Consider the following 14,110-nt stretch of genomic DNA (forward strand, 5'->3'; position numbering starts at 1 on the left):
GATGCGTTAACCGCTATGCGTTATTATCTTTCGCCACTTCGAAGTGCACGGACAGCAAATAGGCCTCTTCGATAGGCAATGTGCCAAACTGATCCACCACGCGCTCCGCCATTTGCATGGACTCGGCGGAAATTTCGTCGAACAATGATTTATCCACCTCCGGCAACGGCTCGCCGGTTATTGAGCGCAGCACCATGGCGCGAATATGCGATTCCAGCATCTGTTGCTGCACCGCATTGGTATAAATATTCTCAGCATTCAGCATCGCGGTAATATCCGCCAGCACCCGAGCGGTGATCTCACCGGCTTCGCTGATATCGGATTGTTCAATTTCTTTTAATGAAGCAGATCCATCATTCACTTTTCAGTACCCCTAGATCCCACATTAATCAGTAAGCCGTAAAGCGCATCACCTGAATAACCCGCTTTCTGTGATGTCTTTACCCTACCCCCGGCAAGATTTTCTGTGGAGACCGGTTTTTTCCAGTTCGAAGTGGAAATCGAATGACGCGCGGAGATCCATTTCGCAAAACGGCGCTGCGGCGAAAAAGTGAATGAGATAACAAATACATAACCCGGCTAACGGTTTTTTTGTCTCGATTGACGATAAAAGCCTTCGTGATCGGGATCTCTTTCTTTTCTCGCCCCAACCGCCTACTATCAATGGGACAAATCGACATTACCCACACCCCCGCTCCTCTGGCGCGGGGGTGTTGCTTTGTGTTGTTTTTCCGAATTTATGGGCGCACAGACTGGCGCCCTTTGATTTGACTGGAGAGTGGAATGACCAAACCCATCATTACTATTAATGAGCTGGATGCGGAACGCCTGGATGCGCTATTGGAACAACCGGCCTTTGCCAACACCGACGTCGCCGCCGCGCTGAACGACGAGTTGGATCGCGCGGAAATCCTGCCGCCGGAGAAAATGCCGGCCAACGTGGTGACCATGAACAGCCGCGTGCGTTTTCGCGATCTGCACACCGATGAAGAGCATGTGCGCACGCTGGTCTACCCAGCTTCGCTGAAAGACAGCCACGATCAGCTGTCGGTGATGGCGCCGCTGGGCGCAGCGCTGCTCGGCATGCACGTCGGCAAGCAGATCTCCTGGCAATTGCCGAACGGTGAAGAAGCGCGGATTGAAGTGCTGGAATTGCTGTACCAGCCGGAAGCGGCGGGCGAATACCACCGTTAAGCGGTTTTCAGGGCGGCATCCGGCCGCCCTTTCTGTCTCAGAGGCAGATAGCGATCAGCACGGCGATCAGCAGCAGCACGTAGATTTTGGCATGCAGCGCATCGCTCACCTTCGGCAAACAGCGCCTGGCAAACACGATCCCCGCAATCCCCGCCGCCACCAGCAGCCCCAGAATGTTCAGATTGACGTAACCCAGATACTGCGGCCCGCTCATCTCGCGCCACCCCAACACGATATACATCAGCGCCCCGATCACCGCCACCGGGATCGACAGCGGGTTGGCGGCGCTGACGCAATATTTCATGTCGTAACCATGGCGACGCAGCAGCGGCACGGTCATCACGCTGCCGCCCACCCCCAGCAGCGTGGCGATGCCGCCGATCAACGGCCCGCCGCCCCACAACGTGGCGGGAGACAGTTCGGCGCGCGCCGGTTTGATCAGGAAGCCCCGGCGGAACAGACAGTCGGCGATGGTCACCGTCATATAGACCACAAACAGCCAGCGGATCACGCCGTCCGCCAGCAGCGAGGAGGCGAACGCGCCCAGCGCCGCGCCGATGCCGATGAAAAAGATCAGCGGTACGATGGTTTCTCGCAGCAGGTTGCCGCTGCGCCAGTTGGTCAGGGTGGCATAACTCGCGTTGAGGATCATCACCGCTGTCGAGGTCGCTACAGCAATATGCATCGCCTGGCCGGGCTGCTCGCCCGAGGCGGAGATCAGGTGATAGACAAAAGGCACCACCACAAAGCCGCCGCCGAAGCCGAACAGAATGGTGGTGATGCCGGTCAGAAAACCGGCACCCAGTACAATCAACGTTTCAATCATGGCCGTGCGCCCGCACGAAGTCGTCGAACCCGGCGCAGAACTGCCCCGCCAGCGGATGGAAACGATCGCCGACGAACAGCCCCAGATACTGATCGCGCACGGCGTCGTGATCCACCAGCTCAATGCCCGCCTGTTCCGCCCGCGCCAGCGTCTGTGCGTCCGGGAAGCCCCAATAGCGCGAATCACCCTGCTTTTCCGCCGCTATCGCTTCGCGCCGTTCCGCCCGCATGAGCTGGCGCGCCAGGAAGGTGCCGCTTTGCACGCCCAGCAACATCATGTTTTCCAGGAACGACAGATCGTGACGCAGCTCGGCGGGCAGACGGGCGAGCACCGGGCCGGCGTCCCAGTGCTCATCCATTTCATGCAGCGTCACCGCACAGCCCTTGTCACCGTTCATCATTGCGCGGAATAGCGTCATCACCCCGCGATAGCGCGGCAAGTCGCCGGGGTGCAGGTTCCACAGCAGCTTGCCGCGTCGGCTGAAGGCGCGCACATAGTCGGCGGAGAATTTCTGATAGCAGCGCAGGGAGATCACCGCGTCCATATGCTCCAGGCTGCTGATAAACGTGGCGTCATTGATGTCGAGAACGCGATGCGCTTTGACCCCGGCGGCGGCCAGGAACAGGGCCGGCGGTTGATAGGCACCCTCACAGGCGGCGGCGTTGCGGCCAACGAACGGGAATACAAAATCGTTCAGCACCTCGCGCTCGTACAGCCCCAGGCGGCGAACCGCCGGCTCCTGGGTGCGGCCGCCGCTTTTCGCCAAGGGGAAATACACCGTAAAAGCACACTCGCCTTTCAGGGCGGCGATCAGATCCTGACACACCAGCCAGGAGAAAATGTCGTTGCCGACAAAGAGCGCTACGTTTTTCATACTTCAGCCTTCTTTGCGTTGAAAATAGGGTTGTTGAACACGATTTTGCTGATATCCCGCGTGATGGATTCCATCGCCGAGGTATAAAAAAGATCGCCCTTGGCGGGCGCGCCGAGCGAGTAGAGATGCTGCTCACGGCCGCGTCGGTCGGCGATTTTCAGCGTATGCGGGTTGCACTTCACGCCACCGAACAGGTTCTCTTGCACCAGCCCGTCTTGCAGCAGCTGCTGGCTCAGGCGGTTGGGCGGCAGTTGATAGGAAGGCGTGGTGCAGTTGAACAGATACTGCGCGCGCACCCGCGTCTCATGGCAACGAAGGATAAACCCGTCCGTTGCCTTGCTGATATCCACCAGGCCGCCGCAGGCGCGCAGGCGTTGGCTCTCCAGCGCCGCCACGATCTTGTTGGCATTCTTGATCGGCATGGCGTGCCGATTGCGCATCCAGGAGGAGTTGTAAAAGCGCATGAAGACCTGCCGGTTGTTGGCATCCATCTTGACCCAGGCGGCGCACACCGCCGGGTGGATCGCCGCCAGATAGCTGCAGATATGCTCCCTGGCAAAGCGCGCGCGATCGAGGCTGTCCGCCAGATCGCGGTAGCAATCGCGCCTTTCCCCCAGCGCCGAGAGCACCGTCAGCCGCTCCGGCCCCGGATAGTGGCGCGCCAGCGCGGCGTTGATCGCATGCACCAGCTGATGCGCGTCAATAAAATCGCGGCCGGCGACAAAGCGCCGCAGCGCCTCAACAAACGCCTCCGGCGGCGGACGCATCAGCGCCGGCTGCACGCTGGGGAACAGGCCCGAGCGCGACAGGGCGCAGATGTCGGTCGCTCCCAGCCGCTCCATCAGTTCAACGATGGCGTCAATCGCCGTCAGGCTGCAGCCGATCACGCCGATGCTCGAATAAGGGTTGATCGGCGGCAGATCCTGATGAGCCTGATAAGCGATCACCCCATCCACTGGGTAAAGGCATTCCGGCGGGTTGTGCCCCGAACACAGCACCAGCGCGTTCATCTGCTCGGCGCCGCCGCAGGCGGTGGTCAGCCGATAGCCGGCTTCGTGCGGCGCGATGGCATTCACTTCGGCGGTCACGAAATTCAGCGCTACGTTACTGTCCGCCGCCATATATATCGTCATGTCGCGAATAAAATCGAGATATTCCCGATACAGCCAGCGCGGCGGATAACGATCCTGGCAAAACTGCGGAAAATGCATGGCGATCCAATCAACGAAGTGCGCTTCGTCGAAAATATCCGCCGACATATTTTCCGGCGTCATATTTAATATATGGCTGTCAAAATCGCTGCTGTATGCCATACCGCCTTTAAATCCCTGCTTGTCGAAAACCGTCAGGGAAAGCGGCCTTTTGCAATGATTAACCGACTTATTTTTTATAAAGTTATAGGCAAAAGAGATGCCGGCGGCCCCGCCGCCAATCACACCGAACTTATACATGAAATATCACCTTATAGTCATTGAACTGCGCTAAGAACTATTGCTTCAGGTGTTGGAATAAAATGACGCTTTATTCCTTATTAACTTCTTGTATTGCGAGAACGAGAACCTTCGTCCCACCCTGGTGTGAAGACTTGTACGGGCTTCATGGCCGATAAAATAACGGCGCCCCGAACAAGCGTTATTTTTCTGCCCCGATAGTAGGGCGACCGTCGCTGGCTTGCTTTATATGAAAGGCCAACTATCATTGCGTTTCGGCCAATTTGCCCGCCAAAGGGAACACATGCGCAACGTCCGCATTGATGACATCGACCACGTAACCCGCGCGGTGATCGCCATCGGCACCGATTATCCGCCGGGGCACCTGCTGCCAATGCACAGCCACCGGCGCGCGCAGTTGCTGTACGGCGCTACCGGCGTCATGCACGTTTTCACGCAGCAAAGTAATTGGGTCGTTCCGCCGCAGCACGCGGTGTGGCTGCCGCCGCAGATGCCGCACGCGGTGCGGATGGTCGGCGTCACCACCCGCAGCCTGTACCTCGAACCCGGCGCGTTACCCGCCGAACGCCCGCAGGTATGTCAGGTGGTCAGCGTCACGCCGCTGATGCGCCAGCTGTTGATGGCGGCGGTGGATATGCCGCTGGAGTATGAACAACAGGGCCGCGACGGCGCGCTGGCGGCGCTGCTGCTGCACGAGCTGGCCCGGCTGCAACCTTTGCCGTTGCACATCCCGCTGCCCGCCGATCCTCGGCTGGGTGAGCTGTGCCGCGCCTTTTTGCAACACCCCGACGCCCACGACTCCGCGCAGCGGTGGGCCCCGCGTCTGTACATGAGCATTCGCACCTTCAGCCGCTTCTTTCGCGCGCAGACCGGCCTGCCTTTTTCGCAATGGCGCCAGCGCGCCTGCGTGGTGTTGGCGTTGGCGCTGCTGGCCGAAGGGCACAGCGTGACGCAGGTGGCGATGGAGATGGGATATGACAGCAGCGCGGCGTTTTCAACCATGTTCCGCCGCGTGCTGGGGCAGGCGCCCTCCTCCTATTTGACGGAAGACGGGCGCGACGGTTGACGGATTAGCGGAATTTCTTGTGGTTGGCGTCGCGGGTTTGTTTGAAGCCTTGCGCCAATTGCTTCGCTTCGGCGACTTTGCCCTGATTGGCCAGCGCCAGCGCCTGATCGATCTGGCCGATCAGGGTATCCAACCCGCTGCGGAAATCTTTCATCTCCGGGCTGTCGGCGGCTTTGTCTTCCAGCTTCGGCGGGGTGCCCTGTTTGGCATCCTGCGCGGCGGCGCGCATGTTCTGCAGGCTCTGTTTGAGGGTAGCGGCGGAGTCGGTATTCAGCACCGTTTTGTAGTTTTCCGCCAGGGTGTCCATATCGTCGCCCAGATCGGCGGCGACCGCCAGCGAACTGGCTGCCAGCAGCGTCAACGCCGCCAACGCTTTCAGGGTATTCTGCATGTTTGCTCACCTTCCAGTTATTGTTGTAATTAACCCACCGTTACCATAGGCAAGGCCGGGAAAAATCGAAACCGGAGATTTGTAAGCAAGGTTGAGACGGGATAACGCGCGGCCGGCGGGCGCCGGCCGCGCAGCGGATCACTGGCCGGCGATCTTCATTTCCGGCAGCAGCACCGAACCGCACTGGATATTGCTGCGGGTTTCGATATCGCTGCCGACGCTGACGATGTTGCGCAGCATGTCTTTCAGGTTGCCGGCGATGGTGATCTCGCTGACTGGGTACTGGATCTCGCCATTTTCCACCCAAAAACCGGCGGCGCCGCGAGAATAATCGCCGGTGACGCCGCTGACGCCCTGGCCCATTAATTCGGTGACCACCAGGCCGGTACCGAGCTGCTTCAGCATGCCGGCGAAGTCTGCGCCCTGCCCGGCAATGCGCCAGTTATGGATGCCGCCGGCATGGCCGGTGCTGTGCAGGCCCAGCTTGCGCGCCGAGTAGCTGGTCATCAGCCAGGTTTGCAGCACGCCATCCTTGACGATATCGCGCCGCTGGGTGCGCACGCCCTCGCTGTCGAACGGCGTCGACGCCAGCCCTTTCAGCAGGTGCGGATGCTCCTCGACGGTCAGCCACGCCGGCAGGATCTGCTTGCCGAGCGAGTCCAACAGGAAGGTAGATTTGCGATAAACGCTGCTGCCGCTGATGGCGCCTACCAGATGGCCGAACAATCCGGTGGCCACCTCGGAGGCGAACAGCACCGGCGCCTTCATGGTCGACAGTTTGCGCGGCGCGAGGCGCGCCAGCGTGCGGCGGGCGCACTCCTGCCCCACCCACTCCGGGCTGTGCAGATCGCCCATCGCCCGGCCGATGGTGTAAGCGTAATCCCGCTCCATGTCGCCGTCCTGTTCTGCGATGACGCAGCTGGACAGCGAGTGACGGCTGGAACAGTAGCTTTGCAGCATGCCGTGGCTGTTGCCGAACACCTTGATGCCGTAGTGGCTGTTGAAGCTGCCGCCTTCGGTGTTGGTAATGCGTTTGTCCGCCGCCAGCGAAGCCTGCTCGGCGCGCGCCGCCAGCTCAATGCCGCGCTCGGCGTCCAGCTCGGTCGGGTGGAACAGATCGAGATCCGGCGCCTCGAACGCCAGCAGATCTTTCTCCGCCGGGCCGGCGCAGGGATCCTCAGAGGTATAGCGCGCGATGTCCAGCGCCGCCTGTACGGTGCGAGCGATGGCGTCCGGGCTGAGATCGGTGGAAGAGGCGCTGCCTTTGCGCTGGCGGTGATACACGGTAATGCCCAGCGCGCCATCGCTGTTGAACTCGACGTTTTCCACTTCGCCGAAGCGGGTGCTGACGCTGATGCCGGTCGATTTGGTGACCGCGACTTCCGCCGCGTCGGAACCGGCGCGAGCCAGCTCCAGCGCCTGAGAAACGGCCTGTTCCAGCGCCTTGCGCTGTTCTGCAACTTGAGTGACTACTTTCATCAATCTGCCATAATTAATCAGAAAATCGTTGAGAAAAGTGCCGGAGCGGCGTAGTTGTGCACGCGGAGCGGCGCGCAAAAATCCTGAGATCTCTGCCGTTGAGTCTAACAGGAACCGCGTTGAATTTCGCATAAAGCCAGCAACCTGTTAGGATTAGCCTCTTTTTAACGGAGCCTACCATGAACAAACAGCCTGAAGACTGGCTCGACGATGTCCCGGAGAATGAAAACGAGGACGATGACGAGATTATCTGGGTCAGTAAAAGTGAAATTAAACGTGATGCCGAAGCGCTGAAAGACCTGGGGGCCGAAATGGTCGATCTGGGCAAAAACGCGCTGGATCGCATTCCGTTGGACGAAGATTTGCGCGCCGCCATCGAGCTGGCGCAGAAGATCAAAAAAGAGGGCCGTCGCCGTCAGCTGCAGCTGATCGGCAAGATGCTGCGCGCCCGCGATATCGAGCCGATCCAGACCGCGCTCGACAAGCTGAAAAACCGCCACAATCAGCAGGTTTCGCTGTTCCACAAGCTGGAAGCGCTGCGCGACCGTCTGGTCGAAGAAGGCGATGACGTCATTCCGTCGATCCTGGATCTGTATCCGGCCGCCGATCGCCAACAGCTGCGTTCACTGGTGCGCAACGCGCAGAAAGAGAAGGCCGCCAACAAGCCGCCTAAGGCTTACCGCCAGATCTTCCAATACCTGCGCGAGCTGGCCGAAGCGGCCGACTAAGCGCCGCCGCCATCCCGGGATGAACCCGTTTCATCCCCGGTGATGTGCCGGTTCGCCGCTGCTTTCGCGGATATTGAAGCGCAGGCTGCCTTCCAGCTCTTCTTCCGCCTCTTCAAACAGCAGAATGATCGCGCCGAAACGACGCTTGCTGCGGGCATTCAGGTGAGTGAACTCGATTTCCACCGGCAGACCGATATCGCCGGTCACTACGTCCCACAGCGCGTCGAGGTTGGCGCCGAATCCCTCGTCCAGCGCAAACTTGTGCGCAAAATCGCGGTAGAAGGTCGGCACATCCTGGATCTGTTCAAAATCAAACTCTACTTTTGCCATCAAACTCACTCCACACGAATGAAGTTTTTGTAATGGTCGCGCGTGACGAAGATCAGACCGTCGCTCGAATACAGCAGGCGATCGGCGCCGCGCCGGCCACACTGGTAATTGATGTCCGCTTCGCGCCAGACCCGGCCGCCGGCGCTCGGCAGTTGCCCTTCACGGTTAGAGAATCGATCGCCGCCAATCGCCTTGCCCGGCAATACCGCACAGAGGTTGCCTGAACGCGGGTCCCAGCCCTGCTCGCGCGCCTGCTTCTTGGTGACGTAATAGCCCGGAAGCCGCTGATGCTGCTGCAGGTAGCTCACCACCGTTTGCTGCTGCGTGAGCCGATCGATGCTCTGCTGTTGCCCCGCCGGCGCTTGTACCCCCGTTGCATTGCCGCCGATCGCACGGTGCTCGTTGCCGCGCAGCGCGCTGAAGACGGCGATGACCACGGCGATGACAATCGCCAACAGAATCCGCTTGTTCATGACATTCCCTGAAATTATGCCGCCGAAGGCGCCGCAGCTCCCCCAGGCTAGTTAGGTATATAGCCGACCAGGATGAAACTAAGATGACCGGCACGTCACGTTTTCGCGGCGGTAAGCGTTTCATCCACTCATGACAATGATGCCACTTTCCAGCCGTTCTGGCACTCGGAGTCTCTCTGAAAACGGGCCGCCTCACATGAGACGGCTCGCCATGCCAGGCGCTGCTTTCAGTATAGTCAGGGAAGGCGCCGCACAACGCGGCGCAACAGGAGGGAACGCATCAATCGATCAAGGCGTGACGATAGCGATGCAGCATGTCGGCCAGGCGTTTCACCGGCCCGGTGACGCTGAGCGGCGCCTGATTGTCCACCAGCTTCTGCTGGTACTCGTTCATTTCACCCAGCAAGCGATCGTAGTAATAGGCGCGCTTGACGTCGTTCTTGGCGGAGACCACCCGATCGGCGGTGCTGCGGATCTGGCGGTGGAAGGCCGACAGCTCTTCGCTGACCGGAATCTCCGCCCGCTGCATGCGCTGGTGGGCAATGATCAGGTTCAACGCCAGACGATACTTGGCGATGTCGTTCGGGAACATCATCAGCAGCTGGTTAAGCTGCTGATACAGCGCAGGCAGATGGTTTTGCCGACGACGCGCCGCCTTGGTGGTCAGCGCCGACACCGCGCTGCTGACGAACTGGTTGAGCAACGTGCGGCCGGTGCGTTCACGCGAATTGTCGCGGATCAACAGCAGCACCATCAGCCCAACGCAGCTGCCGAGGAACTGGCCCAGCGCCCCGTCGAGAAACTGGGTGACGTTGAACTCCATCGGGTTGCTCAGCACCAGAATGTTGATGGTCCCGGCCAGCAGCCCCAGCGAACCGAGCCGCCGCTTCTGCACCTCGATGCCGATGAAAAACGCCAGCAGGCCGAGGCTAAGACACAGCAGCAAAATGCTCTGCTGCGTCGCCGGCAGGATCACCATGAAGAACAGAGAGCCGACCGGGATCGCCGCCAGCATGCCCAGCACGAAATCCATCGCCACCATGCGCGGCGCCGGGGTGCGCATCGCCAGCGAGGTGATGACCGCGATGATCACCATAAAACCGCTGCCGGACGTCCAGCCGGTCCACAGCCACAGCAGGCTGCCGAAGGCCGTCGCCACAAAGGTGCGCAGGCCGTTGATCATCGCGTGATGCCCTTCCGCCGAAGTCGGCTTGACCACGGTTTCGTTGCTCAACACCCCCTCTTCCACCGCGCTGATACTGCAGTTGGCGTGCACGCCTTTCGACAGCAGCAGGTAGCGCGTCGCCGCGCCGACCCAGCCGGTGAGGGTCGGCAGCGTTTCCTCGGAACGATGCGTGGTCAGCACCTGGCGCAGCAGCTTCATGCGCTTGTGGATCTCCTGCGGGGTTTCCGCCGGGACCATCAGCTGCTCACGCAGGCTGTCTTTCAGCGCGTCCGGGTGATTCAACAAGATCAGATAGGTTTCGCAGGCCTGGGTGATCAGCGTCAGCGACAGCGTATGCAGCGCTTTTACCCGGCGGTTGACCTTCTGCCAGCGCGAGGACTCCATCATCAGGTTGTTGCGCATGCCGTCCAGCGCCGTGGTGCTCTTCACCAGATTGCTCCAGGCGCGATCGATATCCTCTTTGTCGGCATTGCTGATGCACATCTGCATCAGGCGGTATTGCGCCACCAGCAGTTGATCCACCGCCCGATCGATGTCCTGTTTGATCGAACGCGGCGAGAACAGCAGATCCGCCAACACGGCGCTGACGATCCCCAGCACGATCTCACTGCAACGCTCGATGGCGAACTGCGGCGCTTCCAGCAGATGAGACTCGCTGGTGGCGACCGTCACGATGATGATCAGCGCGGTATACCCGGCCAGCCCCCAGGCATAGGAGTTCTCCACCTTGATAAGCGAAGAGAGCCAGGTGCAGAAACCGGCCCAGATGCAGCACAGCAACAGCATCACCACCGGCGCGCGGGCGGTGGTGATGATAATGATCAGGCCGACGAAGCAACCGATAAAGGTGCCGATAATGCGCAGCCAGCCGCGGTGGCGGATGGCGCCGGAGAAGGGTTCGCCGCCGGCGGCAAAGGCCGGGCCGGCGGCGACGATGGCGGCGGTCATCGCCGACCAGCGCGGGGTTTCCAGATTGAGATGGAAGCCGACGAACAGCGCAAACACAATCGCGAAGCTGAGTTTGAAGGCGAATCTCAGCCGGATAAAAGTTGGGCTGCTCATTAGCCGAACTCACGCAGCCGGTGCATCAGGCGCACAAAAGGCGAGCCGCTGTCGGCATTGCGATCGTTCTTGCCGACGATCACCACGGTGGCGGTGGTGCCGGCCGGGTACGGATGCTGTTGATCCTTGGCGTCCAGCAGGATCTTCACCGGCACGCGCTGCGCCAGGCGCACCCACTCCAGGTTGCTGTCGATCGAGGCCAACCCTTTGTTGTTCACCGTGCTGCTGCTGTTGTTCACCGCCGCCGCCACGCTGTCGACGGTGCCGTGCATGATGCGGTTGCTGCCGAGCGGGGTGATCTCCGCGCGGTCGCCCTTATTCAGGCCATTCAGCTTGGTTTCTTCCAGGTACGCCAGGATGTAGAAGGAATCTTTCTTCACCAGCGCCACCGCCACCGAGCCGCGGGTGATGTATTCGCCGGCATGGACGTTGAGGTTGGTGATCCAGCCATCGGCCGGCGCCCGCACCGTGGTGCGTTCCAGATCCAGCTGCGCCAGCTCGCGCGCCGCAATGGCCTTCGCCAGCTGGTGCTGCACGGTCTGCAGTGAGTTGTTCGACTGGTCAATCTCTTCCTGCGACATCGCCTGCACGCCCAGCTTCACGCGGCGGCCGGCCTCGCGCCGTTTTTCCGCCGCCAGCGTCTGATAGTAGGCGACGTCGGCGCCGGCTTCCGCCAGCGCCTGCTCATAACGCGGCCGATCGACCACGAACAGCACCTGGCCTTTCTTCACCAGTTGGTTATCCACCACCGGCACGTCGGTCAGCAGGCCGCTGACGTCCGGGGCGATCGCCACCACATCGGCGGTAAACTTGGCATCACGCGTCCACGGCGACTCGGTGTAGAACACCCAGGCCTTGAATATCGCGGCGATGCCCAACAGCACAAGAATCAAAGTGATCGCGATTCGGGTTATTTTTATCGAAAAATTTTTCACAGCGACCTCAAACAAAAAGACACGAAATCAGATAAAACAAGCAGCAATACAGCGCGGTATTAAACAGCGCCGGATGCCAGACAAAATCGTAAATCCCCGTCGGCTGCAGCAGGCGGCGCAGGAGAAAAAACAGCGCCAGCGACACCAGCAGCTCGAAAAACACCGGCGGAAACGACAGCCCGAAGATGACCATAACCGGAAGCAAACTCATCACTTTTTCCTTATTGTTCACTACGCCGGGGAAAGACACATCTCGCCATTCACATTCTCTTTACATTTTAGCGTGCGCGCGCCACAAATCTTGACCGGACAGCTTGTCCAGGTCACGAACCCGAAAAAAGGTTAAACTTGGGGGCAGACATCCACGACAGGGATTGCGAGGGTGCCGGAGGAGCGGCAGGATTGCGTTGCCGATCGCTCTCGCACGTTGGTAAGGTCTATTCACCCGACCACGTTATATTAGCCTGCTTACTATCAAGGCATCAACAATCTGTGATCTAAATCACTTTTAAGCCAGAGTGAATAATGGAAAGATTAAAACGGATGTCGGTATTCGCCAAAGTGGTTGAGTTCGGGTCGTTTACCGCGGCCGCACGCCAACTCGACATGAGCGTTTCATCGATCAGTCAAACCGTCTCGAAACTGGAAAATGAACTGCAGGTCAAGCTGTTGAACCGCAGCACGCGCAGCATCGGCCTGACCGAGGCCGGCAAAATCTACTATCAGGGCTGCCGACGCATGCTACAGGAAGTCAGCGAGGTGCATGAGCAGCTGTACGCGTTTAACAATACGCCCGCCGGCACGCTGCGCATCGGCAGCTCATCCACCATGGCGCAAAACGTGCTGGCGAACATGACCGCCGAGATGATGAAAGAGTACCCAGGCCTGACGGTCAACCTGGTAACCGGCATTCCGGCGCCGGATCTGATCACCGACGGACTGGATCTGGTGATCCGCACCGGGGCGCTGCAGGACTCCAGCCTGTTCTCCCGCCGCCTGGGGCAGATGCCGATGGTGGTGTGCGCCGCCAAAAGCTACCTGATCCAGCACGGTACGCCGCAGAAGCCGAGCGACATGGTCAACTTTTCCTGGCTGGAGTACAGCGTGCGGCCCGACAGCGAATTCGAACTGATGTCGCCGGAAGGCATCACCACGCGCATTTCCCCGCAGGGGCGCTTCGTCACCAACGACTCCTCCACCATGATCCGTTGGCTGAAAAACGGCGCCGGCATCGCCTACGCCCCGCTGATGTGGGTGATCGAAGAGATCAAACGCGGCGAGATCGAGATCCTGTTCAAAAGCTACCATTCGGATCCGCGGCCGATCTACGCGCTCTATACCGAGAAAGACAAACTGCCGCTGAAGGTGCAGGTGTGCATCAACTATTTAACCGACTATTTCGAACGCGTAGCGGCGGTCTATCAGGGCTATCGCTGAGCGGCGCTCAAATAACGGCGCGCCAGCGCGGCCAGCAGCGTCAGCGCCACCATGCCGAAGCCCCACAGCAGCCAGACGGCGTAGCCCGCCCAGGTCAGCAGCACAGGAAAATAGCTCGCCAGCCCGCTGCCCAGCTGTTTCAGCCATGGCAGCCAGGCGTCCAGCACCGCCTGCGGCACCAGGCTCAGCGCACCGTTCACCGGCAACGATGCCTTCCCGGCTGCCTCCGCCAACACCGGGAGCCAGGCCAGCACCCCGGCTACGCCCCAGGCCAGCAGCGTCCATAGCGCCATGGCGCCCAGCAGCAGCGCGAGTGTCCAACCGCCCCGGTTCACGGCACACCGCCGCCGCACTGCGGACAAAAGCGGCTGCCCGGCGGCAACGGCGCGGCGCACTGGCCGCAGGTGGCGCTTAGCGCGGCAAACGGCTGACCGCAGCGGTGGCAATAACGGGCGCCCGATTTATTCACTGCCCGGCATTCCGGGCACTGCGGCCCCGGCTCGCCATGCTGGTTATAGCGGTTGCCATGATGCCCGCCGCCGTGGCCCGCGCGCTGATGACCGCCGTGAATACCGCCTTGCCCCAACAACCGTTTCAGTAAGCTCATCCCGCCTCTCCTCTGTGCATTGACGCTGAACCTCACTGTAAACCCTGGAGTAAACTCCAGGGTAAAGCCCG

Annotated in this window: 17 protein-coding genes; 4 read left to right on the top strand and 13 right to left on the bottom strand. The window is 60.4% G+C overall.

Annotated features, from left to right (window positions below; genetic code table 11):
• Positions 1-13: 13 nt before the first annotated feature.
• The gene (locus AC2CGQ_RS15695) at positions 14-331 is read right to left on the bottom strand and encodes a glycine dehydrogenase (RefSeq protein WP_086016691.1); all 318 of its coding nucleotides are present in this window, start codon (positions 329-331) and stop codon (positions 14-16) included.
• Between the two features lie 452 nt (positions 332-783).
• On the opposite strand from AC2CGQ_RS15695, the gene rnk reads away from it, so the two are divergent.
• The gene (gene rnk, locus AC2CGQ_RS15700; RefSeq protein WP_004936993.1) at positions 784-1,194 is read left to right on the top strand and encodes a nucleoside diphosphate kinase regulator; all 411 of its coding nucleotides are present in this window, start codon (positions 784-786) and stop codon (positions 1,192-1,194) included.
• Between the two features lie 37 nt (positions 1,195-1,231).
• Here rnk and AC2CGQ_RS15705 read toward each other — a convergent pair whose 3' ends face one another.
• The 3 genes from AC2CGQ_RS15705 to AC2CGQ_RS15715 are packed head-to-tail and all read right to left on the bottom strand — an operon-like array spanning position 1,232 to position 4,345.
• Positions 1,232-2,020, bottom strand: coding sequence for a sulfite exporter TauE/SafE family protein (locus AC2CGQ_RS15705; protein WP_015379182.1), 789 nt, complete (start codon positions 2,018-2,020; stop codon positions 1,232-1,234).
• Positions 2,013-2,894 carry a formyltransferase family protein gene (locus AC2CGQ_RS15710; protein WP_015379183.1) on the bottom strand — a complete coding sequence of 294 codons (882 nt, stop codon included), beginning with the start codon at positions 2,892-2,894 and terminating at the stop codon, positions 2,013-2,015. The genes AC2CGQ_RS15705 and AC2CGQ_RS15710 overlap by 8 nt, the downstream gene beginning before the upstream one ends.
• On the bottom strand, positions 2,891-4,345 hold the full coding sequence (locus tag AC2CGQ_RS15715; protein ID WP_021505114.1) for an FAD/NAD(P)-binding protein: 1,455 nt from the start codon (positions 4,343-4,345) through the stop codon (positions 2,891-2,893). Before AC2CGQ_RS15715 ends, AC2CGQ_RS15710 begins: the two co-directional genes overlap by 4 nt.
• Positions 4,346-4,628: 283 nt before the next feature.
• On the opposite strand from AC2CGQ_RS15715, the gene AC2CGQ_RS15720 reads away from it, so the two are divergent.
• Entirely contained in the window at positions 4,629-5,411 is a 783-nt protein-coding gene (locus AC2CGQ_RS15720) for an AraC family transcriptional regulator (RefSeq protein WP_380692236.1), read from the top strand.
• A gap of 4 nt (positions 5,412-5,415) precedes the next feature.
• Here the strand turns inward: AC2CGQ_RS15720 and cybC are convergent, their stop codons facing one another.
• Complete coding sequence (cybC, locus tag AC2CGQ_RS15725) at positions 5,416-5,802, bottom strand: cytochrome b562 (RefSeq protein ID WP_015379185.1); 387 nt, start codon at positions 5,800-5,802, stop codon at positions 5,416-5,418.
• A gap of 138 nt (positions 5,803-5,940) precedes the next feature.
• Positions 5,941-7,281 carry a metalloprotease PmbA gene (gene pmbA, locus AC2CGQ_RS15730; RefSeq protein ID WP_004936970.1) on the bottom strand — a complete coding sequence of 447 codons (1,341 nt, stop codon included), beginning with the start codon at positions 7,279-7,281 and terminating at the stop codon, positions 5,941-5,943.
• A gap of 179 nt (positions 7,282-7,460) precedes the next feature.
• On the opposite strand from pmbA, the gene yjgA reads away from it, so the two are divergent.
• Positions 7,461-8,009, top strand: coding sequence for a ribosome biogenesis factor YjgA (gene yjgA, locus AC2CGQ_RS15735; RefSeq protein WP_004936968.1), 549 nt, complete (start codon positions 7,461-7,463; stop codon positions 8,007-8,009).
• 30 nt (positions 8,010-8,039) lie between these two features.
• Here yjgA and AC2CGQ_RS15740 read toward each other — a convergent pair whose 3' ends face one another.
• The 5 genes from AC2CGQ_RS15740 to aaeX form a co-directional block, all read right to left on the bottom strand.
• Entirely contained in the window at positions 8,040-8,339 is a 300-nt protein-coding gene (locus AC2CGQ_RS15740) for a barstar family protein (protein WP_004936963.1), read from the bottom strand.
• A gap of 5 nt (positions 8,340-8,344) precedes the next feature.
• The gene (locus AC2CGQ_RS15745; protein WP_160125787.1) at positions 8,345-8,812 is read right to left on the bottom strand and encodes a ribonuclease; all 468 of its coding nucleotides are present in this window, start codon (positions 8,810-8,812) and stop codon (positions 8,345-8,347) included.
• Positions 8,813-9,092: 280 nt separating this feature from the next.
• Positions 9,093-11,060, bottom strand: coding sequence for a p-hydroxybenzoic acid efflux pump subunit AaeB (gene aaeB, locus AC2CGQ_RS15750; RefSeq protein WP_015379187.1), 1,968 nt, complete (start codon positions 11,058-11,060; stop codon positions 9,093-9,095).
• The gene (gene aaeA, locus AC2CGQ_RS15755; RefSeq protein ID WP_004936954.1) at positions 11,060-11,995 is read right to left on the bottom strand and encodes a p-hydroxybenzoic acid efflux pump subunit AaeA; all 936 of its coding nucleotides are present in this window, start codon (positions 11,993-11,995) and stop codon (positions 11,060-11,062) included. The genes aaeB and aaeA overlap by 1 nt, the downstream gene beginning before the upstream one ends.
• A gap of 7 nt (positions 11,996-12,002) precedes the next feature.
• Complete coding sequence (aaeX, locus tag AC2CGQ_RS15760) at positions 12,003-12,206, bottom strand: p-hydroxybenzoic acid efflux pump operon protein AaeX (protein ID WP_004936952.1); 204 nt, start codon at positions 12,204-12,206, stop codon at positions 12,003-12,005.
• A gap of 314 nt (positions 12,207-12,520) precedes the next feature.
• Here aaeX and aaeR point away from each other — a divergent pair, with 314 nt between their 5' ends.
• Positions 12,521-13,432 (top strand): HTH-type transcriptional activator AaeR, encoded by a 912-nt coding sequence (gene aaeR, locus AC2CGQ_RS15765; RefSeq protein ID WP_015379188.1) that lies wholly within the window; start codon positions 12,521-12,523, stop codon positions 13,430-13,432.
• Here aaeR and AC2CGQ_RS15770 read toward each other — a convergent pair.
• Together AC2CGQ_RS15770 and AC2CGQ_RS15775 are read right to left on the bottom strand one after the other, a co-directional pair.
• Complete coding sequence (locus AC2CGQ_RS15770; protein ID WP_484593749.1) at positions 13,423-13,767, bottom strand: hypothetical protein; 345 nt, start codon at positions 13,765-13,767, stop codon at positions 13,423-13,425. The genes aaeR and AC2CGQ_RS15770 overlap by 10 nt on opposite strands.
• Positions 13,764-14,039: a double zinc ribbon domain-containing protein gene (locus AC2CGQ_RS15775; RefSeq protein ID WP_004936944.1), complete on the bottom strand. Its 276-nt coding sequence runs from the start codon at positions 14,037-14,039 to the stop codon at positions 13,764-13,766. Before AC2CGQ_RS15775 ends, AC2CGQ_RS15770 begins: the two co-directional genes overlap by 4 nt.
• Positions 14,040-14,110 lie beyond the last annotated feature (71 nt).

It is taken from the genome of Serratia sp. DFXYC6 (assembly GCF_057196085.1).